Source organism: Candidatus Sphingomonas colombiensis (assembly GCA_029202845.1).
GTDB lineage: Bacteria > Pseudomonadota > Alphaproteobacteria > Sphingomonadales > Sphingomonadaceae > Sphingomonas > Sphingomonas colombiensis.
Map to the genome: position 1 here is coordinate 3,340,671 of CP119315.1, position 23,573 is coordinate 3,364,243.

A 23,573-nucleotide genomic window follows, 5' to 3' on the forward strand; every position below is an offset into this window, starting at 1 on the left:
GGCGATCAGATATCGGCGTAAACATGGCGCTCCGCAGCCGCGCCGGGATGGGTCAGCGCGCCCTTGCGCGCCGGGCCGACGTTCTGCGCGTAACGCCACAGCGCACCAGAGCCATAGCCATTTTCGCGCGGCTTCCAGCGGGCGCGACGTTCCGCGAGCACCGCTTCATCGACGAGCAGGTCGATCGTCCCCGCCTCCGCGTCGATACGGATCGTATCGCCATCCTCGACCAAAGCGATCGGCCCGCATTCGGCAGCCTCCGGGCCGACATGGCCGATGCAGAAACCACGCGTCGCGCCCGAGAAGCGACCGTCGGTGATCAGCGCGACCTTCTCGCCCATGCCAAGGCCATAGAGCGCCGCAGTGGTGGAGAGCATCTCGCGCATGCCGGGGCCACCCTTTGGCCCTTCATAGCGGATCACGACCACCTCCCCCTCGGCGATCTCACGATTCTCCACCGCCTGGAACGTATCCTCCTCGCAATCGAAGCAGCGCGCAGGCCCCTCGAATTGCAAGCGGTGCATCCCGGCGACCTTCACGATCGCGCCTTCGGGGGCGAGGCTGCCCTTCAGCCCGACGACGCCACCGGTGGGAGTGATCGGCGCTTTCGCGTCATAGATCACCTTCTGATCGGGGTTCCACGTCACCTCATCGATATTCTCGGCCAGCGTGCGGCCGGTGACCGTCAGGCAATTGCCGTGCAACAGCCCCTCCGCCAGCAGCGTCTTCATCAGCATGTAGACGCCGCCCGCCTCATACATGTCCTTCGCGACATATTTCCCGCCGGGCTTTAGATCGGCGCAATAAGGCGTCGTCTTGAAGATATCGGCGACGTCGAACAGATCGAATTCGATCCCCGCCTCATTGGCCATCGCGGGGAGGTGGAGTGCGCCGTTGGTCGAGCCGCCGGTCGCCGCGACGATGCGCGCGGCATTCTCGAATGCCTCGCGCGTGCAGATATCGCGCGGGCGGATATTCTTCGCCAGCAATTCCATCACCTGTGCGCCTGCCGCGACCGCGATTTGCTCACGCGATGTATAAGGTGCCGGCACCATGTTGCTGTTAGGCAAGGACAATCCAATTGCCTCGCCGACGCACGCCATGGTGTTCGCGGTATATTGGCCACCGCACGCACCATGGCCCGGACAGGCGACCTTTTCCAGCGCGTGGACTTCCTCGATCGGGCAAGCATGCGCGGCATATTTGCCGACCACCTCGAACACATCGACCACCGTCACGTCGCGACCCTGATAGCGACCCGGCAGGATCGATCCGCCATAGACGAAGATCGACGGAATATTGAGCCGCAGCATCGACATCATCATGCCCGGCAGCGATTTGTCGCACCCGGCGAAGCCGACCAGCGCATCATAACAATGACCGCGGACCGAAAGCTCGACCGAATCGGCGATCACCTCGCGGCTGACGAGGCTGGACTTCATGCCCTGATGCCCCATCGCGATCCCGTCCGTCACGGTGATCGTGTTGAAACGGCGCGGCGTGCCCCCACCCTGCTCCACCCCGCGACGCGCGGCGTCCGCCTGCGCATCGAGCGTGGTATTGCAGGGCGCGCTATCGTTGCCGGCGGAGGCGAGCGCGACGAACGGCCGGGCAATTTCCTCCTCGGTCAAACCCATCGCATAGTAATAACTGCGATGCGGAGCACGCTCCGGACCAACAGAAACATGCCGGCTGGGCAGGCGAGACTTGTCGAATTGATGGGTCATGCGCGCTTCGCTAGGCCGCGTGCCGCACCCGCGCAACCCTTCGTATCAGGGTGCCAGCCGGTTAAGCGCCTGCTCGACGCCTTCCATGGTGAACGGCTTCATCAGGCGCGGGCGATCACGATGGCGATCGATGATCGTTTCGCCGCCACCGCCTGTCGCGAAAACGAATGGAATGTCAGCCGTGGCCAGCGCATCCGCGATCGTCCAGCTTTTCTCGCCGCCGCGCAGATTTACGTCCAGGATCGCACAACCGACCACGCCGGCCTCGATAAATGGCAGCGCCTCCGCGCTGCAATCCGCCGTGCCCGCGCAAGGCCGGCCCAGTGCGTCGAGAAAGTCTTCAAGCATCATCGCGATGAGCGGTTCATCCTCGACGATCAGGACTTGTGCGGTCATGCATCGGGCCATAACGAGCGCCGCAACCGACGCAAGCCCATCATGATTGTGTCAGCGCGTCGCGCGCCGCTTCTGCCAGTTGCTGCACCGAAAAAGGCTTCGGCAGGAAAGACACATTTTCCAGATCGATCGACCGGCGAAGCTGTTCCTCGGCGTAGCCGGACATGAACAGGATCGGGAGTTGCGGATATCGCTCACGCACATGGCGCGCCATGGTCGGCCCGTCCATCGTCGGCATTACCACGTCTGACACCAGCAGATCGGGCGCCTGGCAGGTTTCGAGCAGCTCAAGCGCCACCTCGCCATTCTCGGCGCTGAGCACGGTATAACCCTGCCGCGACAGTGCACGTTCGGCCACCGCGCGCACCATCGCCTCGTCCTCCACCAGCAACACTGTGCCGGTTCCCCAGAGATCGGCCTGACGCGGACGCGGCGCGACTCGCACAGGGGCTACCGTCCCGCTGTTGTGTACCGGCAGATAGATCGTGAAAGTCGCGCCCTGTCCCGGCTTCGAATCCGCAAAGATGTAACCTCCGGATTGCTTGACGATGCCATAGACGGTGGACAGCCCGAGCCCCGTTCCCTTGCCGATTTCCTTGGTGGTGAAGAACGGCTCGAATATCTTGGGCAGAACTTCGGGCGGGATGCCGGTGCCGGTATCGGAGATTTCGAGCGCGGTATAATCGGCCGCCGGCATGATGTCGCTGCCGCGCGCGCGCACCTCCGCGATGCTGACCGCCCGAGTGCGGATCGTCAGCGTGCCGCCACCGTGCGGGTTGCGCGACAGCATCGCATCGCGCGCGTTCACCGCCAGATTGACCACAACCTGTTCGAGTTGCCCCGGATCGGCGCGCACCGGGCCAAGATCGCGACCGTGGCTGACGTTCAGTGTCACCGTCTCGCCGAGCAATCGCTTGAGCAGGTTCGACACTTCCGAAACGACGTCGGGCAATTGCAATATCTGCGGTCGCAACGTCTGCTGGCGCGAGAAAGCGAGCAATTGCCGCGTCAGCCCCGCCGCACGGTTCGAATTGCTGCGGATTTGCTGGATATCGTCGTAATCGCTGTCGCCCGGCGAATGGCGCATCAGCATCAGATCGCAATGGCCGAGGATCGCGGTCAGGATATTGTTGAAATCGTGCGCCACGCCGCCGGCGAGTTGCCCCACCGCCTGCATTTTGGTGACCTGCGCCACCTCGCGCTTGAGCCGCGACTCCTCGCTATTGTCCTTGAGGCTCAGCACTACAGTTGCCGCACCGAGCCCCCGCGCACCGGCGATCGTCAACGCGATTGGCTCGTCGGGGTGATCGCGCAGCCGGACTGCCATATCGCTGGACTGGGCCGCGCCATTGGCGAAACGCCGGACGGCATCCGCCACTGCCGCCTTGTCCTCGCGCACCACTAGATCGCCGGGATAGAGCGGTGGAACGGCGGGATCGATTCCAGCGGCGCGGGCGAACGCGTCGTTCATCTGAACGAAGCGCCCCTCGCGATCGACCAGTGCGATCCCCACCGGCATCAGGGATACCAATGTGTTGATATGGCTCGTCGCGGTCGCGCCGTCGGTGGTCGGCAGATCCTCGTCATCGAGCATCGCGATCAGGATCGGGCCATTGTCGCCATCGGCGAACGGCACTTGCACCAGCCGCAACGGGTTTCCGTCCAGCCCTTCGCGCTCGAAGCGGACCAGCCCGCGGCTGTCGGTAATCAGGAAGCGCGCGAAATCCATGCCCGCAGCGCTTCCCCCGCCGCTGCCCAGCGCGCGATGACGAAATACCGGATTTGCGGATAGAATGCGGCCATCCGGCGCAATCATCGCCGCCATGATGCCCGCTGCGCCCAGCCGGTTGCCGAATTCTCCGGCCAGCGCATCGGTCAGGCGATCGGCGCGATTGGCATCCGCCGCGCGCTCGAACCGCCAGATCAGCATATCCTGTTGCTCACCGGCACGGACAATAACCACGTTGACCGTCTGGTGCTCCAGCCGGATGTGCTCGGCGCGGGCCTGCCCGTCGCGCCACGCGATCCGCCCCGCGGCGGCGAGCGATGAGGCGTCTTCCTCCCCAAGCGACAATGCAGGCGGGGTCGGAAAGCCGCCGAACATTGTTTCATAGAGATCGTTCGCACACACCAGCCGCCCGGTGCGATCAGTAACCGCGATCGCCTCGCCGGAGGTTTGCGCGATCGCGCGTGCCAGCCCCCAATCGACTTCGTGGACCGCATCATCGCGAGCGCCGGCGAGCGAGCGCCAGACAACCGCCACCGCCCCCGCCACGATCGCGGTACCCGCGAAGCCGGCCGCGAACACCCGGTCCCCTACCAGCCACAGCACCAGAAGCGCGGCGAAGACGCCTGCTGCCACCGCGATCAGCAAGGCTGTGCGCGGCGTGAGCAAGGTTTGCGAGGCGAGCGATCGGGATGCCATGATCGCGGGTGATCCTTCGCCGCCCGCCGTGCGTCAAGCGCAGACGGGCGGCAGATACGATCACCAGATGCGGATGCGGGCCTCAGGCGAGAGATAAAGGGCGTCGCCGGCCTTCACATTATAGGCCGAATACCATGGATCGAGATTGCGCACGGTGAAAACACGCCAATGCCCCGGCGCATGCGGATCGGACAGCAATGCCTGACGCAGCGCCGGCTCACGCTGCTTGATCCGCCAGACCTGCGCCCAGCCGAGATAGAAACGCTGATCGCCGGTTGTGCCGTCAAGCACCGGCGCGGGCTTGCCCCCGAGCGTCTTGTGATAGGCGTCGATCGCGACGGTCAGGCCAGCGAGGTCGGCGATATTTTCGCCCAGCGTCAGGCCGCCCTGAATATGCTGCCCCGGCAACGGCTCATACGCATCATATTGCGCGACGAGCTTGTCGGTGAAGCCCTTGAACCGCTCCACATCCTGCGGCGTCCACCAGTCGGTGAGCTTGCCGGTCGCATCATATTTGCGACCCTGATCGTCGAAGCCATGGCTGATCTCATGCCCGATCACCGCGCCGATCGCGCCATAGTTTACCGCAGGATCGGCCTTGGGATCGAAGAATGGCGGCTGGAGGATCGCGGCGGGGAAGACGATCTCGTTCATCGCCGGGTTGTAATAAGCGTTGATCTCCATTGGCGTCATGAACCACTCGTCGCGGTCCACCGGCTTGCCGAGTTTGTCGAGATCGCGCTGGAAATCGAACGCATTGGCGCGCGCGACATTCCCGAACAGATCGCCGCGCATCACCTGAAGCTTCGAATAATCGCGCCATTTCGTCGGATAGCCGATCTTCGGGCGGAAAGCGGCGAGCTTGGTGAGCGCTTTCTCCTTCGTCTCCGGCGCCATCCATTCGAGCTTGCGGAGCCGATCGCCCATCGCGCCGATCAGGTTTTTCACCAGCTCGTCAGCCGTCGCCTTGGCCTCTGGCGGGAAATATTTGGCGACGTAAGCCCGGCCGATATCCTCGCCCAGCTCATCCTTGATGAGATCGCTGGCGCGCTTCCATCGCGCCGGCTGCTCCGGCGTGCCGGACAAGGTCGTGCCGTAAAACGCGAAACGCGTCTTGTCGAAATCGGATGACAGGAACCGCGCATAGCTGCCGATCGTGTGCAGCATCAGGTGATCCTTCAGCACCGCCAGCGGCGCTGCCGCCCACAGCTTCGCCTCTCCGGTCAGCGCGCTGGGCTGGGCGACGAGATAGTCACCGCTAACCGGCATACCCGCCGCCGTGGCGAAATCACTCCAGGCAAAGCCCGGCGCGCGCGTCGAAAGATCCGCGAAGGCAAACTTGTTATAGGTCTTGTCCGCGTCGCGGCTCTCGATCCGCGTCCAATGCGCGGTGGCCAGTTCCTTCTCGAACGCGAATACAGCTGCTGCGCGCTTTTCCGCATCGGGCTCGCCGGCAAGTGTCAGCATCTTCGCGAGATACGCCTGATAGGCGGTGCGCGTTTCGGCGAGCTTGGGATCGTCCTTCAGATAATAATCGCGATCGGGCAGCCCCAAACCACCCTGCGCGAGGCTGACGATATAGCTATCCGGGTTCTTGTCGTCCTGCCCGACATAGACCTGGAACAGGCCCGATACGCCATTGCGCTGCATCCGCGCCGCTTCAACGGCCAGTTCGCGCTTGTCCTTCACCGCCTTGATCGCGGTGAGCCACGGCTTGATCGGCGCCGCGCCCTTCGCGTTCACGGTCGCCTCGTCCATGAAGCTCGCGTAGAAATCGCCTGACTTGTTGCCCGGCTGCTTCGACACCTCCTCAAGCAACGCGCGCAGACGTTGTTGCGACAGATCCTGGAGCTTGTGGAACATGCCATAAGCGGCGCGATCCGCCGGAATCTGCGTCACCTTCTGCCAATCGCCGTTGGCATAGTCATAGAAATCCTTGCCGGGCGGGACGGCTGGATCGCGGCCGCTCAAATCGAAACCGAAATCGCCGATCTGCGGGCGGGATTGGTCGGCGGGAGCGGATTGCGGCGTGGTTTGCGCGACGGCGGCGGCGCCAACAGATACAAGCAGCGAGGCCAGGAGGATCGAACGCATCAGGAGAAGCCCTTCAATCTTTACAGAATGCTCCGTGATTTACGCCGATAACACGCCTCGTCAATCATGGTTACGAATGCGACGATTGTTCCACTTGCGCGCGATCCATAACCGCCAGCCAAGCGCCGACAGGACGTAGCCGCCGATCGCGAACGTCGCGGTCACGATCAGCAAGCCCGTCGCGGTGGCCGGCGCGGCATCGGATAGCAGCCACTGCATCCAGCCCGATTCGACCGCGTCGCGCACAGGATCGCCCGGCAGCGCCTTATCGATATGCAGCGCCCATTTTCCGATCCAATAAGCCGCGACCCACAGGGGTGGGGTAGTGATCGGATTGGTGACGAACGTAGTGAGCGCCGCGGCCGGAATATTGGCGCGCAGCGGCAGCGCGAGCAGCGCGGAAAACGGGATTTGCGCCACGGGAAACAGAATGCCCGTCACCATCCCGAGTGCGACGCCTCGCGGCACCGAACGGCGGGTGAAACGCCAGAGGTGCGGCGCCAGCACGCGATGCGCCACCGGGCGCAACAGCCGGCTGTTCTCCATCGATTCGCGGGTCGGCAAATTGCGTTGGCACCACGCGGCGAACCGCTGCCAGAGCCCCGGTGCTTGCGACGCCATCAGCCGCGCTCGCGCAGCACGCGCCCGGCCTCACGCTTCCATTCGCGTTCCTTGATCGCCGCGCGCTTGTCGTGATCCTTGCGCCCCTTGGCGAGCGCAAGCTCAACCTTCGCACGCCCTTGCCCGTTAAAGTAAACCGAGAGCGGCACCAGCGTCATGCCCTGACGCGCGACCGCGCCGTGCAGCTTGTTGATTTCCCGCTCGTGCAGCAGCAGCTTGCGCGGCCGACGCGGCTCATGATTGAAACGATTGCCATGGCTGAACTCGGGCACGTTCGAGTTGATCAGCCACACCCCGCCTTCGTTCACCTCGGCATAGCTTTCCGCGATCGAGCCTTCGCCGAAACGCAGCGACTTCACCTCGGTCCCGGTCAGGACGATCCCCGCCTCGAACTTGTCCTCGATCGAATATTCGAACCGAGCGCGCCGGTTCTCGGCAACGATCTTCTTCTTGTCGAAGGTGGCGGGTTTGGGACGGGACATAAGACGCGCGATGTAGGGTGGCGAAGGCCCCGGCGGCAAGGGCGGTTCGATCCGGGGAACGAAAACAGCGTCAGAACGGGATTTTCAGACGTGCCATTGCCCGGTTGCTCGAAACACCGCCGACACTGCCTTGCTCAACCTCCACCCCCACCTTCGCATTGCCGAGCACGGTGGTTTCCGCCTTGGGCGGCGCGCTTTCCGCATAGCGATCGGGCAAGCGCGGGATCCGATAAGGATCGGCGCGCCGGGCGCAGACGGTAACCTCTCCGTCCTCCCCGAGCGCACACTGGCGAGGAACGGCATGGAGGCGCGGATCATCCAGTGCTGGACCGGCAACCGCCTGTAACGCGATCAGCAGCAGCTTCATCACCACCACGATGCGCGCCAATTATGGCGCGCCCGTGGCTAGCGGCAGTCAGAAGCCGGCGCGCGCCAACCCCGCGTCGACCGCCTTTCGCGAAGCCTCGCCCGGCCATGTCATCGGCAGGCGCAAACCATCGGGGAAGCCGGGACGGACCTTGGTCATCGCATATTTCACCGGGCCCGGTGAGGCATCGGTGAACAGCGAAACATGCAGCGCGAAAAGCTTGTCGTGCAGTTCCAGCGCCTTGGCGGAATCACCGGCAGCGCAGGCCGCCTGAAAATCGGCGCACAAACGCGGCGCGACATTGGCGGTGACGGAGATGCACCCCACCCCGCCCATCGCGTTGAAACCGAGCGCGAGATCATCATTGCCCGAAAGCTGGCAGAAACCATCGCCCAGCCCGGCGCGGTGCTGCGACACGCGCTGGAGCACGCCCGACGCATCCTTCACCGCGACGAACACCTTCGGGAAATCGGCGACGATGCGGATCAGGGTTTCCGGCTGGATGTCGGTCACCGTGCGCGCCGGCACATTGTAGAGCACGATCGGCAGCCCCGCCTGCGGCGCGAGCGCAGCGAAATGCTGGTAGATCCCCTCCTGCGAGGGCCGATTGTAATAAGGTGGCACCATCAGCGCGGCATCGGCGCCCGCCTCTTTCGCGGCGGCGATATTGGCCGCCGCGACGCGTGTGTCGTTCGAACCTGCGCCCGCGATCACCGGCACCCGCCCCTTCGCCTGATCGACGCAGATACGGACGATCGCGAATTGCTCATCTTTCGTAAGCGTCGCGGCCTCGCCGGTCGTGCCGCACGGAACCAGCGCGGCCGAGCCTTCGGCGATTTGCCATTCGATAAGGTCACGATAAGCTGATTCGATAAATTCGCCATGCGCGTCGAACGGCGTGACGAGCGCCGGAATTGAGCCGGAAAACATGATTTTGCGTTCCTGAATGCGCGAAGATGGTAGGTTCGTTCAGGACAGATACGGGTTTACCCTTTAGTCTGTCCACAACGGTGACTGGATTGAAGGCAGGTGCTTTGATCGGATTGTTCGTAGCGGCCGGCGCGGCCTTGGTGCTCGCGCAGGATCAGGATGACTCTTACGCCACGCGCATGGCCAATGCGCGTGCGACGCAAATGGAGACGCGTACCGCAATCGCATCGCCGCCGGTGGGCGTTAACACCGCCGGGATGGCGCAATCGATCGCCCAATGGAAAACGTTGCAGCAGACTGATGCGCTGCCGTTCGACAGCTACGCCTCGTTCCTGCTCGCCCATCCCGGTTGGCCCGGTGAAGCAGCGAACCGACGCGCGGCGGAGCGGCAGGCCGCTGCCGGCACGGGATCGGCGGCCGGCATGATCGCGTATTTCCGTCGTTTCCCGCCACAATCTGCGGCCGGCGGCCTCGCTTACGCCAAGGCCCTCGCCTCGACCGGCGCGATGGCACAGGCCAATGAAGCGGCGCGACTGGCATGGCGGCGCGGCGCCCTCTCCGCGAGCGACGAGAGCGCGCTTACCCAGCAATTCGGCGGCGCATTGCGAGCAGACGATCAGGATGCGCGCATGGACGCCCTATTGTGGCAAGGCGCCACCAGCGCGGCCGCGCGCCAGATCACCCTCGTCTCCCCGTCGCAACGTCCGCTGTTCGAGGCGCGGCTCGCCTTCCGCAGCGGAGCGACCAATGCCGCCGACATCGCCCGGCAATATGACATGATCGGCGAACGCGACGCGGGCTATATCGCGGATAAGGCCACCTGGCTCGGGCGGACCTCCCCGATCGATGCTCGCACCTGGCTGGCCCGTACCCGCCCGCCGGGAATGAACCGCCCCGGCAATCCCGAAAAATTCTACCTTGTTCTCTATGCCAATGCCCGTGGCGCCGCGAACGACGGCCAGTGGCAGACCGCTTATGATATCGCGCGGCAGGTGGATGATGCCTATCCCGCCGGCACCGACGTTTCGACCAAATCCTATGGCGAGCGCGATCAATACACCAATCTCGTGTGGCTGGCCGGTCAGACCGCGCTCAACAAGCTGAATCGCCCGGCGGACGCGATGCCGCTGTTCGAGCGTTACGGCCGTGGCAGCGTAGCGCCGCAAACCCGCGCCAAGGGCTTTTACTGGGCGGCCCGCGCGGCGGAAAAGGCTGGTCGCGCGACCGATTCCAGCACGCTGTTCAATCACGCGGCGGGCTTCCGCGATCAATATTACGGGCAGCTCGCCAACGAACATCTCGGCCGCGCGCTGGTCGCGCCGCCGGAATATAATACGAACCCGATCAGCCCAGTCGCCCGCACCGCCTTCTATAATCGCGAAGTGGTGCGCGCCGCGCAATTCCTTGGCTCGATCAACTCGTGGCAGGATCAAAGCCTGTTTCTGAAACAAATCGCCACCGATGCGACGAGCGATTCCGATCACCTGTTGGCGGAGGAATTGTCGCGCTCGCTCGGTCGCCCCGATCTGGGCGTGCTGGTCGGGCGCAGCGCGATGCAGAACGGGCTGACGGAATATAGCGCAACCGGTTTCCCGACCGTCGCGGTGCCCGGCGGGTATGAAGACGAGTGGACGATGATCCACGCGATCGCGCGGCAGGAGAGCAATTTCGATCGCATGGCTGTTTCGGGCGCCGGCGCGCGCGGGCTGATGCAGTTGATGCCCGGCACCGCGCGCGAGCAGGCCGCGAAAATGGGGCTGGCCTATAACGTCGGCGCGCTGACCACCGACACCGGATATAACATCCAGCTCGGATCGAATTATTTCCAGCGTATCTTCAAACAGTTCGGCAGCTACCCGCTGGCGATCGCGGCCTATAACGCGGGGCCCGGCAACGTGAACAAATGGCTCGCGGCGAATGGCGATCCGCGCACCGGATCGGTCGATATGGTCGATTGGGTGGAGGCGATCCCGTTCAGCGAAACGCGCAACTACGTTCAGCGCGTGCTGGAAAATGCAGTGGTCTATGATCTGCTCAATCCACCCCGCGCGCGCAGCCGTGGGCCGGCGAATTTGAGCTGGTATCTCGGGCGGTCGCGTCGGGGCTGAACGATGGATCGCCCCAATTACATCACGCCCGCCGGCTATGCGACGCTACGCGCGGAATATGAGGCGCTGTTCGCGAAGGAGCGCCCTGCGTTGCTGGACACGATCGCCTGGGCGGCCGGCAATGGCGACCGTTCGGAGAATGGCGACTATATCTACGGCCGCAAACGCCTGCGCGAGATCGACCGGCGGCTCGGCTGGCTGTCGAAACGGATGAAGGCGGCGAAGGTCGTCGATCCGGCGCAGGCGCCCGATCGCGATCGCGTGTTCTTCGGCGCCACCGTGACGATCGCCGACGACGACGACAATCACCGCACGCTGACATTGGTGGGCGATGACGAGGCCGATGCGGGCGCGGGCAAGATCGGCTGGAATGCCCCGCTTTCCCGCGCGCTGCGCGGTGCGGCGATCGGCGATCTGCGACGCGTGTCGCTACCCGCCGGTGAGCGGGAATATGAGGTGATGGCGATCGCATATCCGAACGGTTGACGATCGGGCCCACGAAGTCGATCAGACCATATGGCCGACGAAAATCCCAATCGAAACGTCGCGTTGCTGATCGACGCGGACAATGCGTCATGGCACGCGATCGATCCGGTGCTGACCGTTCTGGCGGAGCTTGGCAGCGTCAATGTCCGGCGCGTCTATGGCAATTGGACCAAGCCGGGGCTGAAGGGCTGGCGCGACATGACCGTGAAATACGGCATCGAGCCACAGCAGCAGTTCGACCTGACCAAGGGCAAGAACGCGACCGATATGAAGATGACGATCGACGCGATGGATCTGCTCTATCGTGGGCGGGTGCAGGCGTTCGGCATCATGTCTTCCGACAGCGATTTCATGCCGCTGGCGATGCGCATCCGACAGGATGGGCACGACGTTTACGGTTTCGGATCGAGCAAGACGCCACAGGCGTTCCAGAATGCGTGCAGCCGCTTCATCGATGTCGACAAGCTGATGGCGGCCCCCGCACCAACCGCGCCCCCTGCGGCGACAGCTGCAGCGGCGGCCACCACTACCGCCGCTCCGGCCCCGCAATCCGCCAATGGCGGCGGACGCAAGGCCGATGTCGATCCCGATCTGGTGAAGCTGCTGATCGACGCTTACGACAATGTGAAGCGCGATGAGCGCGGCTTCGTCAGCCTGTCGGCAATGGGCCAGCTTGCGGCGAACCGATCGAGTTTCGACGTCCGCAACTATGGTTTCAAGCGCCTGTCGGACCTGATCCAGTCGGTCCCGAATTTCGCGACGGAGCGCCGCGACGATGGCCGCGTCTTCGTCCGTCGCCTCCGCTAAATTGTTCTGATCGGGCTCGCGCCCAAGGGAGTTATCATGCGTCTTCTTCCCCTTCTTGCCCTGACTGTCGCACTTGCCGCGCCGGCGGCGGCACAGACCGATCCGCAGCGTCTGTCCGATATGGTGCGCACGCTCGCCTCGCCTGAATTCGGCGGCCGGGCGCCGGGCACCGCCGGGGAAAAGACGACGATCGACTGGCTGGTTCAGCAGTTAAAGACGCTCGGGCTCGAACCGGGCGCCAGCAATGGCGGCTGGGTGCAACAGGTGCCGCTGATCCACACGCGGATCGGCGACGGCACGATCAGCGCGGGCGATATGCCGCTGGTGCAGGGCACGGACGTAGCCATGACGACTGTGCGCGGCGATCAGCGCATCGCGATCAAAGACGCGCCGATGGTGTTCGTCGGCTATGGCGTCTCCGCGCCCGAGGCGAAATGGGATGATTTCAAGGGCGTGGACGTGCGCGGCAAGGTCGTCGTGTTCCTCGTCAACGATCCCGATTTCGTCGCCAGGCCCGGTGAGGACGCGGTGGGTCGCTTCGGCGGCAACCGCATGACCTATTACGGTCGCTGGACGTATAAATATGAGGAAGCCGCGCGGCGCGGCGCGGTGGCCGCGCTAATCGTCCATGATACTGACGCGGCAGGCTATCCATGGTCAACCGCCAATGCCTCGAATGGCGAGAATTACGATATCGTGCGCGGGGCGGACGACCAGCGCGTGCCGCTGCAAGGCTGGCTCGCGCATGACGCGGCGGATCGGCTGTTTACGGCGGCCGGGCTCGATCTAGCGAAACTCCGCGTCGAGGCGCGCTCGGCATCGTTCCGCCCCGTCGAGATGAAGCCGCGCTTTTCGGCCGATCTGCCCGTGACGGCTGAGCGGATCGAGAGCGCCAACGTGCTCGCCAAGATCCCCGGTGCGAAACGTCCCGACGAAACCGTGATGTTCGGCGCGCACTGGGACGCCTATGGCGAAGGCCCAGCGGACGCCAATGGCAAGACGCTGCGTCCCGGCGCCAATGACGATGCGCTCGGCTCCGCCGGCGTGCTGGAGTTGGCACGCCAGTTCAAGGCCGCGCCGAAGCCGGATCGCACGCTCGTCTTTGCATTGTGGACGGGTGAGGAACGCGGGCTGCTCGGCTCCGAATATTATGCTGCGCATCCAGTCTATCCGCTGGCCAAGACCGCCGCCAACCTGACGCTCGATATCCTCCAGACAGCGGGGCCGGCGAAGGATGTGACCTTGGTGGGCGCGGGCAATTCTTCGCTCGACACGTTGCTCGCCGCCGCTGCCAAGGCGCAGGGACGCACGATCACCCCCGAAACCGCCAGCGAGCGCGGTCTGTTCTATCGCGCCGACCATTTCTCGGTCGTGCGGCGCGGGGTGCCCTCGATGATCTTGATGGCATTGGGCGGCGCGCCGGACCTGAAGGCTGGCGGTCTCCCCGCCGGGCAGAAGTGGCTCGACGCTTACATGGCCTGCTATCACAAAACCTGTGACACTTGGTCGCCGGACTGGAACCTTGGCGGCGCGGCGCAGGACGTCGATCTGTTCTACACGATGGGCAAGCAGCTCTCGAAAACCGGCGTGTGGCCGACGTGGAGCGCGGGCAGCGAATTCCTCGCGCTGCGCAACAAAAGCGCCGCAGAGCGAAAATAGGCACGACGGGGGCCGGTCGGCATATCAGTCGCTCGTCGCGGCGGCACGGTATTCCCGGCCGCCGCCGCCGCCCGCTCCCGACACAGGGGATTTGGCGCGATAGGCACGGAGCGTCGTTCCTCCGCATATCGGATCGACCCAGCCGAGTTGAATTCTGCTACGCCAACGAAATCGCGCCCCGCCACCTTGAGGATCGATACGGTGAACCCGGTTTACGCCACGATGGCCACGACCATCTTCGAGGAAATGTCGGCGCTTGCGCGCGAGACCGGCGCGATCAACCTCGGGCAGGGTTTCCCCGATACGGTGGGACCGAAAGAACTGTTGCAGGCTGCGGCGGACGCCGTGCTGGCGGGCCCGAACCAATATCCGCCATCGCCCGGCCTGCCGGTATTGCGGGAGGCGGTCGCGGCGCATTACCGGCGCTTTCAGTCGCTCGACATCCGCTCGCAAGACGTGCTCGTCACCTCTGGCGCGACCGAGGCGATCGCCGCCGCGCTGCTCGCGATCGTTTCGACCGGCGACGAAGTAATCCTGTTCGAGCCAATGTACGATGCCTATCGGCCGTTGATCGAGCGCGCAGGCGGGGTGGCGCGGCCCGTGACGCTGCGCCCGCCGGGCTGGCGTTTGCCGATTGACGATGTCGCAGCCGCGATCGGGACCGCGCACGCGAGCAATCGTGCTGAACAATCCCAATAATCCCGCCGCCCGCGTATTCTCGCATGAGGAATTGATCGCGCTGGCGGATTTATGCGTCTCGCGCGATCTCATCGCGATCTGCGACGAGGTGTGGGAGCATGTCGTGTTCGATCGCGCTGCGCATGTGCCGATGATCGACCTGCCCGGCATGGCAAAGCGCGCAGTGAAGATCGGTTCGGCGGGCAAGATCTTCGGCCTGACCGGCTGGAAAGTCGGTTTCGTCATCGCTGCACCGGAACTGCTGCAACCGATCGCACGCGCGCATCAATTCCTGACCTTCACCACAGCGCCCTGCCTGCAAATAGCTGTAGCGCACGGCCTTGGTCTCGAAGACGATTTCTTCACGCGCTCCCGCGCCGATCTCGAGCGCTCGCGCGACTATCTCGTCACGTTGCTGGCAGAAGCGGGGTTCACGACATTGCCGAGCGAGGGCACCTATTTCGTGACGGTCGATCTCAACGCCTCGGGGATAGACGGCGAGGACGATGCCCTCGCCCGCCGTATCCTGCACGAGGCCGGCGTCGCGAGCATCCCGCTTTCGCCGTTTTACGTCAGCGGGAACGCGCCGCGCGGCCTTATCCGCCTGTGCTTTGCCAAGCCGGACGACGTGCTGGCCGACGCATGCGACCGGCTTGGCAAATGGCTGGCGGATCAAAAGCCGCCGGGTCGGCCTAAAGCGCGGCCAGCGCTGCCTGCAGCAATTGCGTGAACGCGGTAATCGCGGCGGAAATCTCCGAGGTTGTCGCCGCCCGCTTAACCGAGGTGTTGCTGGTCGTCGTCACGCTTGATGTGAGGAGATAGCTGCCGGCATAATTGTTACTGACAACGCCTCCTCCGGCCTTAACCATAATCCAATTGTCGGTTACGCCATCGCCATTGAGGCGGATCAGCAGCCTGTTGCTGTCGATCTTCAGATTCTGGATCGGGTCCTGCGCACTAATGCCGTGCCACCCCGTGCCAATCAGCACATTGTTGCGGATCGTAACGTTCGAATAGCCACGCCCCTGCGTATAGAGGCCAGCCTCGTCGCGCATGAAGACGCCCTGGGTATGGAAATTGGGGCCGGGATCGACAAAATTATCCTCGATCAGCACGTCGCGCGCGCCGTGATCGCCCGCGAGTGTCAGGCCCGCAGTAAATAACTGAACCGCATCCGCATGGTCGCCGGGGGCCGGCCGATACGGGCCGAACTTGTTCCGCGCCACCACAGCCGTGGTCACACCGACGAGCTGAACGCCCTCGCGCACGTTCTGGAACGTGGTGTCCGATACCTCCACGTTGGTCGTGCGGAGGAAAGCCATGAAGTTGGCGATATCGGTGAACGACGATTTCTGAACGGTGACATTGTTGCCGCCGCGCACGCTGATCGACGCATATGTCAGCTGCCCGTCTGGCCCATACCCACCAGTCCAGGTGGTGCTGACGAAGTGCAGGCCGTCCGGCTGATATGCGAGCACGATCGCACCACGCGGATCGTCGGTCGCCGCCGGGGCGAAACGCGTTCCGGAGAAGGTGACATTTTGCCACTGATCCAGCGTGATCGCACTGAAAACGCCACCCTTGATGGTGACATTCGCGAGCCCCTTGTAACGCGCGAACGTCACCGGCCGATTGCCAAGGTCGATCGTGCTGCCGGGCTTCGCCGCTTTCAGCATCGCGGTCCATTCGGCCGCGCTGATCGGCGTGCCGGGTGCGGAAGGGGGAGTGACGACAACCACGGGAGGGGGCGTTGGCGTCGGAGTCGGAGTCGGAGTTGGCGTAGGTGTGGGGGTCGGCGTTGGTGTTGTTGTGAGCGTTGTGTTCGGCCCTTTTCCGGCGGGGGGCGCCGCGATCGATATGACGGAGTCGGAATTGGCAGCCGCGTTCGTGCCACCGCAACCAGCGAGCGGAATCAGCGCCACCAGCGCCGGGAATAGCGTGTGCTTCATGCAGTTCTTTTTAGGGACGAGTCGTTAATTCGCGGTCACCGCCGCGATGACGATTTCTGAAGAATCGTCGGAGACTGTATGATTGTATGATCTCCGCTGACCCTGCGAAAGGCGGATCAACGGCGGATTTCATCGCGCTTTCGCGCCGGGTTCGATTCGAATGCCTCGGATAATCGTCCTCGTCTAAGCCGGTTCCCCTGCCCCGTCCGCCCAGATATTAAAGGAGGAGCTGGGGCAACGCGGCTTAGCCGGGCCGATGCACTTCTGCGCCTAACGGATCGCGGCGACCTCATAGAGAAAGTCGGCGAACCCCAATGCGGCGCCGTCGATGCCCTGCACCTTGGGGTTGCTGCTCTCGATCACATAATATTCGTCCGGTGCGTGCGCGCCATTGCCGTGGCCAAGGCCAAACTGGCCGGCGGGCAGGCTGACGGGCGCATCGGTGAACGTGCAGCCCGGCCACGAGCCGGCAAGGCGCGGGTACACTGTCACCTTCGCGCCCGCGCGCTCATAAACCGCCTTTTGAGCGCGGACGATCAGCGCATCCTCTGCCGTCTCCGTGGGATTATACCCACCCGATACATTGACCTCGATATCGCCGAAGCCGTGCTTGGCCAGATGCGCCTTCAGCTTGGCGATCGTATCGTCCTTGGTCATGTTCGGCACTAGGCGCATGTCGATCTTGGCGACCGCGCGACTGGGCAGGATCGTCTTGCCGCCGGGGCCGGTGTAGCCCGCGACGAGCCCTTCGATGTTGATCGTCGGGACGGATGCAAGGCGCTCGAGCGACTTTTGCCACGGCTCGTCATAGGCCCAGCGCGTAACCCCGGCGGCCTTCATCGCCTCGCTCTCGCTGGTCCGCGCGGCGGTGTCGGCAATCAGCGCCTTCTCGCGCGCGCTCAATGGGCGCACGTGATCCATGAAGCCCTCGATCGCGGGCATATTGCCATCCGGCGTGACAAGCGTGTTGAGCGCGGCCACCAGATGCCAGGCGGGGCTGTCGACATGCGCTTTCTGGCTGGAATGGAGATCGCGCACCGGGCCGCGCCCCCATTTCTCGCCGCTGGCCACCAGTTCCAGCTCCACAACGCCCTTCGCGCCCAGATTGATGGCAACGCCGCCATCGCTTCCCTGCCAGCCGGTGGGGATGATGACACCGACGCATTTCTTGAGCGCGGCCAGCACGTCGGGGCGTTGAACGAACTGCGAGAAATGCGGGCTGCCGATCTCCTCCTCACCCTCCGCGACGAGCACCAGATTGACCGGCGGTTTGCGTCCGGCGGACTTGAACGCGTGCAGCGCCGCGAGGAAAGCGCTTTCCGGCCCCTTCTGATTCACCGCGCCGCGCCCCATGACGACCTTGCCGTAACCGGGCTTGTCGACGATCCGCGCCTCCAGCGGCGGCGATGACCATTCGGCAGGATCGAATTGTTTCACGTCGTACATGAAATAGATCGCGAGCCAGCGTTTCGCGCCATTATCCATTGTCGCGAACACACCGGGGCCGCCGTCGGTGGGCACAACCTCGGCCTTCTTGAAACCCGCATCGAGCGCGAGCTTCATCATATATTCCGCGCCACCCGGCATGTTCCGGTTCTCGGCGGCGATCGAGGGGTTGGCGATCCAGTCCTGCAACCGCTTTACGGAGGCGTCGTGATTGGCCGCGATCGCCTTCCTGAGCGCCTCCATGTCCCCCGACGCGGCGAGTGCCCCGCCGGGCGCCAGCAGCGCGGCCCCCGCAGCCGCCCCTTGCAGCAGCGCGCGGCGATCGATCGAAATCGATGATTCGGTCACAGCAATCCTCCCGTTATCGCTTTGTCGGAAGAAAACGTTGTAATGCCGTCTGCGTCCAGCCTTTTTTGGCTGTGCCACGCACGATGCCCAGGCGAACGGCGCGCATTCCCCGCATGATGCTCAAGCTTTCAAAGAGGATCGCTCGCTCCAAACCGCGCTCCCCATAGGGAGAAGGCCGCAGCCCCGAACCCCGGTCACGCGAACAGTGTCGCTGGAAGGAAAATCTGGCGCCGACCGTATAGATACGGCCGATCGTATCGTAGAGCGCCCGCGTCGTGCCATAGCCCCCGACGCGCCCCAGCGCCTGCGGAATGGTGGAGATGCTGACACCGCCCGACGGCGTGGGTCGTCTCCACAACGTATAGTTATGAGCCGCCCACGCCTGGCCGCCCACGCCATCAATTCACCTTGCGGAAATGCAATCCTTCGGCGCGATCGGTGCCGACGGTAAATCCGCGGCCATCGGCATCGAAAACCAACGTCGCGCCGTCACCCGTCCAACTCTCGCCCGCACCGCGTGTCAGTTCGAGCGGCTCTCCCTGCGGCTTATACGTCGAGCTGATCCCAGCGGTCAGCTTATCGCCATCAAATACAATATCATAACTCGATTTCAGCTCGTCCGAGACATAGCGGCCGGGCGCAGGCTTTCGCGGCGCGGCAAGGAAGTGGCCGTCAACGATATTCGCGACAGCATCGGCCTTGTCCTGCGACACCCAGTCGCCACGATTGCAAAGCACGACGATCGATAATTTGCGGTCTGGAAAACGCTCATAATGCGTCTTGAAAGCCTCGGCGGCGCCGCCGTGTTGAATGATCTTCTGGCCGCCGCGCATCCCCATCTGAAGGCCCCCCGCATAGGCCAGCCCGCTGCGTTGCTCGATAGCAGGCGCGCCATTGGTAAAGGCACCGGGCGTGAGCATGATCGCCTGCACTGCGGGCGTCCACACCTTGTGACCGACGGTCAGATCATAATCATATTTGGCGAAATCATTGATCGAGATGAGCAATCCACCCGAGCCGCTGAAATAGGGATAGGTGTCGCGAACGGCGTAGCCATCCCCCTTCGGATTATAGCCATGGGCGAAATTGGCCAGATCGGGGCGGCGATCATTCATGAACATCGCCCGCTTCATCCCCAGCGGTTTCATCACCGCCTGCGCCGCATAATCCGCAAACGGCATCCCGGAGACGCGCTCGACGATTTCCGCCAGCAGCAGATAGCCGCCATTGGAATAGGTATAGGACGTGCCCGGCGTAAAGTTGGTGCCCTTTTGCGCGAACAGCAGATCGAGCCCCTGCGCCTTCGTCATTTCGTTCGCACCCGCCGCCCCGGCAAAGCGCATCAGCGTCAGTGAATCGCGTATTCCCGAAGTATGATGGATCAGCATCCGCACCGTGATCGGCGCGTCGTAGCGCGGCAATTCCGGCAGGTATTTGCGAACATCGTCATCCAGCCCGATCTTGCCCCGCTCGATCAACGTCGCCGCCGCCAGAGCGGTGAACTGCTTCGAGACGGACGCCGCATAGAACAACGTATCGGCGTCAATCGGCTTGCGCATTTCAAGGTCCGCCATTCCGGCCGCGGTGGTGAACAGCGTCTTCCCATCCCGGAATGCCCCCACCGCGCACCCCGGCGCATTCGCCCCTTTGGGATCGGTGACAATGTCCCGCGTCGCGGAGACATTGGGGGCCGGCGCGGAGGCCAGACTGGCAAGGGCAAGAACGGCGGCCAATTTCATTCATCTTCTCCCGGACATCCACTGCGCGGCAAACGACGCCCGGTTGCACCCATCGTCAAATAGTATTTCCGATGAACGGCATAGCCTGCAGTTATTATCGCCTGGACTAGACAACACCGGCTGATGATCCGCCGCTCCGCGCTCGCGCCGGGCCCCGGTTTACGGAGCAGCGCATAACCGCAGTCTATATGACCGCCAATCCTTGTGATCGGTCGGCACCTTCCTATCCTTCGCTTCAAATTGCACTATCACCCGAATATTGTTGAGGGGGATAGGAATGGGATCTCGCAGGCTTGGTCTGTTGCTCGGTGCGGGATTCATCGCCGCCGGTGCGTTTTCGCAACTCATATTGCCCGGCGCGAAGGCTCAAACCCCACAGGCGGGCGAGATAGATCTCATCATCCGCAACGGCACGATCTATCCGGGCGGCGCCGCGCCGTTCCGAGGCGATGTAGCGATCTCCGGCGACAAGATCGTCTATGTCGGGCCCCATGCGCCGGCCAGCGCGAAGCGCGTGATCGATGCGAGCGGCATGATTGTCGCCCCCGGCTTCATCGACACGCATACCCATGTCGACGACGCGCTGACATCCGAACTGCCCGCTGCAAGACTGGTCCTTCCTTTTCTCACGCAGGGGGTGACCACCGCGTTCATCGGCGTCGATGGCGTCGGTAACCCCGCTATCGCCGATAGTTTCGGCAAGGGCGTGAATCGAGACAGCGGGATCAACTATGCCAGCTATGTCGGGTTCGGCGCGGTGCGGCTGCAGGTGATCGGCGCGGCGGATCGGCAGCCCACTCCTCAAGAACTCGGCAAGATGCAAAATCTCGTCGCCGGCGCGATGTGCGAAGGCGCGCTCGGACTTTCGACCGGGCTGTTCTATGCGCCGCAAAGCTTCGCGAAGCTCGATGAAGTCGTCGCCCTTTCAAGGATCGCGGCAGCGCGCGGGGGCGTTTACGACAGCCATCTTCGCGACGAATCCAGCTATACGATCGGCCTGAGCGGCGCGGTCGACGAAGCGCTGGAAATCGGAAAGCAGGCGCAAATTCCGGTGCATATCGCGCATATCAAGGCACTGGGCGTCGATGTTCAGGGTCAGGCCGGCGTCATTATCGAAAAGATCGAAGCCGCGCGGCGCGCCGGGCAGATCGTCCACGCCGATCAATATCCGTGGTCGGCATCGGGAACGGGGCTGTCCGCCGCGTTGCTGCCGCGCTGGGCGCAGGATGGCGGCCGCGCCGCCACGCTCGCGCGTTTCGACGATCCGGCGCAAATGGCGAAAATCCTGCCCGCAATGGCCGACAATCTGCGTCGCCGGGGCGGCCCCGCCTCGATCCTGATCACGCAGGGACCAGCCGAAACGATCGGCAAGACGCTCGAGCAGATCAGCAAGGAAACCGGCGCCGATCCGGTCGCGACAGCGGTGGCCATCCTGCGAAGGAATGAGGCCGGCATCGCGTCGTTCAACCAGAGCGATGCTGACATTGCCGCGTTAATGAAACGCCCGTGGGTCGTGACAAGCTCAGACGCTTCGGAGGGGCATCCGCGATATTATGCGTCCTTCGCGCGCAAATATTCGGTCTATGTGAAGGAGAAGAAGGTCATCGACCTGCGAACCTTCATCGATCAGAGCACGGCCGTCACCGCCGATCTCTTCTCGCTCACCGGGCGCGGGCATCTGAAAGCCGGTGCATTCGCGGATGTCGTGGTGTTCGATCCCGCGCGCTACGGCCCACGCGCAGACTATGTCCATCCAGCGTTATTCTCGCAGGGGATGCGCACGGTATTGGTCAACGGCAAGATCGCGATCGATGACGGCGCACCGACCGGGATCGCAGCGGGCCGTCCGCTGCCACGTACGCCCAAGGCGGGTAGCTGCCGGTGACGATCATGCGCGCATGGTTCGGGATACCGTTGTGGAAACGCGTGCTCGGCGGATTGTTCGCGGGTGTGACGCTGGGCCTCCTGTGGCCCGATGCCGCGCCGTGGATCGCGTTCGTCGGTGAAGTTTTCATGCGGCTGATCCGCATGCTGGTGGTGCCGGTCGTATTCATCACCATCGCCTCCGGCGTTACGTCGCTGGGCGATCCAAAACGCCTCGGGGCAATCGGTGGCCGCACGGTCGGCCTATTCGCCGCGACGACAGTGATCGCGGTGCTGCTGGGCATGTCGATCGCGCTACTGGTCGAGCCGGGCAAAGGCGCGCAACTCGCGGGCGTAACGGCGCATCCGCTTGGCGCAGCGAAATCGGTTCATGATCAACTGGTCGGGATCGTTCCCACGAACGTGATCGAAGCACTGGTGCAGGGCGACATGCTCGCGATCATCTTCTTCGCGTTGCTCGTCGGGATCGGGACGACGCTGGCTCGGGAGGATGGCCGCCCTCTCGCGGCGCTGTTGCAATCCGCCGCCAGCATGCTGTTTCGGGTGGTGGAGCTGGTGATGGAGGTCACGCCGTTCGGCGTCGCCGCGTTGATCGCCAATGCCATTGCCACCAACGGCACGGCGGTATTCGTCAATATCGGCTGGCTGGCCGGTTGCGTCCTGATCGGCGCGGTGGCGCAAATGCTTCTTGTGCACAGCGCGATGCTGGCGTTCGTAGCGCGGGTTTCCCCTCTGGGTTTCTTTCGCGGCATCATGGATGCGCTGGTCGTCGCATTCTCGACCGCATCTTCATCGGCGACGCTGCCCGTCGCGCTGCGGGTCGCGACGGAATATCTCGGGCTTCCCCGGCCGATCGTATCCACCGTGCTCCCGGTCGGCGCGAGCATCGGCAAGGATGGAACGGCGATGTATGTCGGCCTGCTCAGCGTATTCGCGCTTCAGGCGCTCGGTATAACGCCGACGATCGAGATGCTTGGCATGATGCTGCTCACCGGGGCGCTGGCGGCATTCGGCACCGCGCCTATTCCCTCGGCATCGCTGTTCATGCTCGCAGCGGTGCTGGCCGCCGTTGGGGTGAGCGCGGAACAGACCGCGCTGGTCGTCGGCCTTGTGCTGCCGTTCGATCGCCTGCTCGATATGACGCGAACCGTGCCGAGCGCCAGCGCGAACCTGACCATCGCGACCTTGGTGGCGCGCTGGGAGGGCACGGAGCCGCTCGCGGAAGAAGCTGCGGCACGTCAGCCTGGCTAGGCCATTTTGTCGATTGTTTCGGCCAGCAGATCAAGGAACTCGCTGGCCAGCCGGGAGGGCGCCCGGCTATCCAGCGCAATCGCATGAACGTCGAACCTCAGTGACGGGCGCAGCGGCCGGAAAGAGGCGCCCTCGCCGATCGCCGATTGGCCGGTGAAACCGTCGAGGACCGCCAT

General features: G+C 63.8%; 19 protein-coding genes and 1 pseudogene. 7 read left to right on the forward strand and 13 right to left on the reverse strand.

What is annotated here, in order from left to right:
• Nucleotides 1–5: 5 nt before the first annotated feature.
• The 8 genes from ilvD to dapA form a co-directional block, all read right to left on the reverse strand.
• A complete protein-coding gene (gene ilvD, locus P0Y64_16240) occupies nucleotides 6–1,727 on the reverse strand; it encodes a dihydroxy-acid dehydratase (GenBank protein WEK42875.1) in 1,722 nt (573 codons plus the stop codon).
• Between the two features lie 45 nt (nucleotides 1,728–1,772).
• A complete protein-coding gene (locus P0Y64_16245; GenBank protein WEK42876.1) occupies nucleotides 1,773–2,123 on the reverse strand; it encodes a response regulator in 351 nt (116 codons plus the stop codon).
• 40 nt (nucleotides 2,124–2,163) lie between these two features.
• On the reverse strand, nucleotides 2,164–4,548 hold the full coding sequence (locus tag P0Y64_16250; protein ID WEK42877.1) for a response regulator: 2,385 nt from the start codon (nucleotides 4,546–4,548) through the stop codon (nucleotides 2,164–2,166).
• A gap of 60 nt (nucleotides 4,549–4,608) precedes the next feature.
• Entirely contained in the window at nucleotides 4,609–6,642 is a 2,034-nt protein-coding gene (locus P0Y64_16255) for a M13 family metallopeptidase (GenBank protein WEK42878.1), read from the reverse strand.
• A 60-nt stretch (nucleotides 6,643–6,702) separates the two neighbouring features.
• On the reverse strand, nucleotides 6,703–7,263 hold the full coding sequence (locus P0Y64_16260) for a DUF2062 domain-containing protein (protein ID WEK42879.1): 561 nt from the start codon (nucleotides 7,261–7,263) through the stop codon (nucleotides 6,703–6,705).
• Nucleotides 7,263–7,745, reverse strand: a complete 483-nt coding sequence (smpB, locus tag P0Y64_16265) for an SsrA-binding protein SmpB (GenBank protein ID WEK42880.1) — start codon at nucleotides 7,743–7,745, stop codon at nucleotides 7,263–7,265. Before smpB ends, P0Y64_16260 begins: the two co-directional genes overlap by 1 nt.
• Nucleotides 7,746–7,815: 70 nt before the next feature.
• Nucleotides 7,816–8,133 (reverse strand): hypothetical protein, encoded by a 318-nt coding sequence (locus P0Y64_16270; GenBank protein ID WEK42881.1) that lies wholly within the window; start codon nucleotides 8,131–8,133, stop codon nucleotides 7,816–7,818.
• Nucleotides 8,134–8,160: 27 nt separating this feature from the next.
• Nucleotides 8,161–9,042: a 4-hydroxy-tetrahydrodipicolinate synthase gene (gene dapA / locus P0Y64_16275; protein WEK42882.1), complete on the reverse strand. Its 882-nt coding sequence runs from the start codon at nucleotides 9,040–9,042 to the stop codon at nucleotides 8,161–8,163.
• A 104-nt stretch (nucleotides 9,043–9,146) separates the two neighbouring features.
• Between dapA and P0Y64_16280 the strand changes: the two genes are divergently transcribed.
• The 5 genes and pseudogenes from P0Y64_16280 (at nucleotide 9,147) to P0Y64_16300 (ending at nucleotide 15,510) form a co-directional block, all read left to right on the forward strand.
• Nucleotides 9,147–11,150 carry a lytic transglycosylase domain-containing protein gene (locus tag P0Y64_16280; GenBank protein WEK42883.1) on the forward strand — a complete coding sequence of 668 codons (2,004 nt, stop codon included), beginning with the start codon at nucleotides 9,147–9,149 and terminating at the stop codon, nucleotides 11,148–11,150.
• A 3-nt stretch (nucleotides 11,151–11,153) separates the two neighbouring features.
• Nucleotides 11,154–11,636 carry a transcription elongation factor GreB gene (gene greB / locus P0Y64_16285; GenBank protein WEK42884.1) on the forward strand — a complete coding sequence of 161 codons (483 nt, stop codon included), beginning with the start codon at nucleotides 11,154–11,156 and terminating at the stop codon, nucleotides 11,634–11,636.
• A 30-nt stretch (nucleotides 11,637–11,666) separates the two neighbouring features.
• A complete protein-coding gene (locus P0Y64_16290; protein ID WEK42885.1) occupies nucleotides 11,667–12,443 on the forward strand; it encodes an NYN domain-containing protein in 777 nt (258 codons plus the stop codon).
• 36 nt (nucleotides 12,444–12,479) lie between these two features.
• Nucleotides 12,480–14,102, forward strand: coding sequence for a M28 family metallopeptidase (locus P0Y64_16295; GenBank protein ID WEK42886.1), 1,623 nt, complete (start codon nucleotides 12,480–12,482; stop codon nucleotides 14,100–14,102).
• 222 nt (nucleotides 14,103–14,324) lie between these two features.
• A pseudogene (locus P0Y64_16300) lies at nucleotides 14,325–15,510 on the forward strand (aminotransferase).
• On the opposite strand, the gene P0Y64_16305 reads toward P0Y64_16300, so the two are convergent.
• From P0Y64_16305 to P0Y64_16320, 4 genes are all read right to left on the reverse strand, one after another.
• Nucleotides 15,473–16,519, reverse strand: coding sequence for a hypothetical protein (locus tag P0Y64_16305; GenBank protein WEK42887.1), 1,047 nt, complete (start codon nucleotides 16,517–16,519; stop codon nucleotides 15,473–15,475). The pseudogene P0Y64_16300 and the gene P0Y64_16305 overlap by 38 nt on opposite strands.
• Nucleotides 16,520–16,999: 480 nt before the next feature.
• Nucleotides 17,000–18,523 (reverse strand): M20/M25/M40 family metallo-hydrolase, encoded by a 1,524-nt coding sequence (locus P0Y64_16310; GenBank protein ID WEK42888.1) that lies wholly within the window; start codon nucleotides 18,521–18,523, stop codon nucleotides 17,000–17,002.
• Nucleotides 18,524–18,536: 13 nt separating this feature from the next.
• Nucleotides 18,537–18,917: a hypothetical protein gene (locus P0Y64_16315; GenBank protein WEK42889.1), complete on the reverse strand. Its 381-nt coding sequence runs from the start codon at nucleotides 18,915–18,917 to the stop codon at nucleotides 18,537–18,539.
• A 4-nt stretch (nucleotides 18,918–18,921) separates the two neighbouring features.
• Complete coding sequence (locus P0Y64_16320; GenBank protein ID WEK42890.1) at nucleotides 18,922–20,262, reverse strand: serine hydrolase; 1,341 nt, start codon at nucleotides 20,260–20,262, stop codon at nucleotides 18,922–18,924.
• Nucleotides 20,263–20,539: 277 nt separating this feature from the next.
• On the opposite strand from P0Y64_16320, the gene P0Y64_16325 reads away from it, so the two are divergent.
• Together P0Y64_16325 and P0Y64_16330 are read left to right on the forward strand one after the other, a co-directional pair.
• Nucleotides 20,540–22,147 carry an amidohydrolase family protein gene (locus P0Y64_16325; GenBank protein WEK42891.1) on the forward strand — a complete coding sequence of 536 codons (1,608 nt, stop codon included), beginning with the start codon at nucleotides 20,540–20,542 and terminating at the stop codon, nucleotides 22,145–22,147.
• Nucleotides 22,144–23,397 (forward strand): dicarboxylate/amino acid:cation symporter, encoded by a 1,254-nt coding sequence (locus P0Y64_16330; GenBank protein WEK42892.1) that lies wholly within the window; start codon nucleotides 22,144–22,146, stop codon nucleotides 23,395–23,397. The genes P0Y64_16325 and P0Y64_16330 overlap by 4 nt, the downstream gene beginning before the upstream one ends.
• On the opposite strand, the gene P0Y64_16335 is transcribed toward P0Y64_16330, so the two are convergent.
• Nucleotides 23,394–23,573 (reverse strand): hypothetical protein, encoded by a 180-nt coding sequence (locus P0Y64_16335; GenBank protein WEK42893.1) that lies wholly within the window; start codon nucleotides 23,571–23,573, stop codon nucleotides 23,394–23,396. The genes P0Y64_16330 and P0Y64_16335 overlap by 4 nt on opposite strands.

What these genes read in the sequence shown, in the direction of transcription:
- ilvD (WEK42875.1), bottom strand. Translation starts at nt 1,727, where the DNA reads ATGACCCATCAATTCGACAAGTCTCGCCTGCCCAGCCGGCATGTTTCT.
- dapA (WEK42882.1), bottom strand. Translation starts at nt 9,042, where the DNA reads ATGTTTTCCGGCTCAATTCCGGCGCTCGTCACGCCGTTCGACGCGCAT.
- greB (WEK42884.1), top strand. Translation starts at nt 11,154, where the DNA reads ATGGATCGCCCCAATTACATCACGCCCGCCGGCTATGCGACGCTACGC.
- P0Y64_16255 (WEK42878.1), bottom strand. Translation starts at nt 6,642, where the DNA reads ATGCGTTCGATCCTCCTGGCCTCGCTGCTTGTATCTGTTGGCGCCGCC.
- P0Y64_16325 (WEK42891.1), top strand. Translation starts at nt 20,540, where the DNA reads ATGGGATCTCGCAGGCTTGGTCTGTTGCTCGGTGCGGGATTCATCGCC.
- P0Y64_16335 (WEK42893.1), bottom strand. Translation starts at nt 23,573, where the DNA reads ATGGCGGTCCTCGACGGTTTCACCGGCCAATCGGCGATCGGCGAGGGC.
- P0Y64_16250 (WEK42877.1), bottom strand. Translation starts at nt 4,548, where the DNA reads ATGGCATCCCGATCGCTCGCCTCGCAAACCTTGCTCACGCCGCGCACA.
- P0Y64_16320 (WEK42890.1), bottom strand. Translation starts at nt 20,262, where the DNA reads ATGAAATTGGCCGCCGTTCTTGCCCTTGCCAGTCTGGCCTCCGCGCCG.
- P0Y64_16245 (WEK42876.1), bottom strand. Translation starts at nt 2,123, where the DNA reads ATGACCGCACAAGTCCTGATCGTCGAGGATGAACCGCTCATCGCGATG.
- P0Y64_16295 (WEK42886.1), top strand. Translation starts at nt 12,480, where the DNA reads ATGCGTCTTCTTCCCCTTCTTGCCCTGACTGTCGCACTTGCCGCGCCG.
- P0Y64_16290 (WEK42885.1), top strand. Translation starts at nt 11,667, where the DNA reads ATGGCCGACGAAAATCCCAATCGAAACGTCGCGTTGCTGATCGACGCG.
- P0Y64_16260 (WEK42879.1), bottom strand. Translation starts at nt 7,263, where the DNA reads ATGGCGTCGCAAGCACCGGGGCTCTGGCAGCGGTTCGCCGCGTGGTGC.
- smpB (WEK42880.1), bottom strand. Translation starts at nt 7,745, where the DNA reads ATGTCCCGTCCCAAACCCGCCACCTTCGACAAGAAGAAGATCGTTGCC.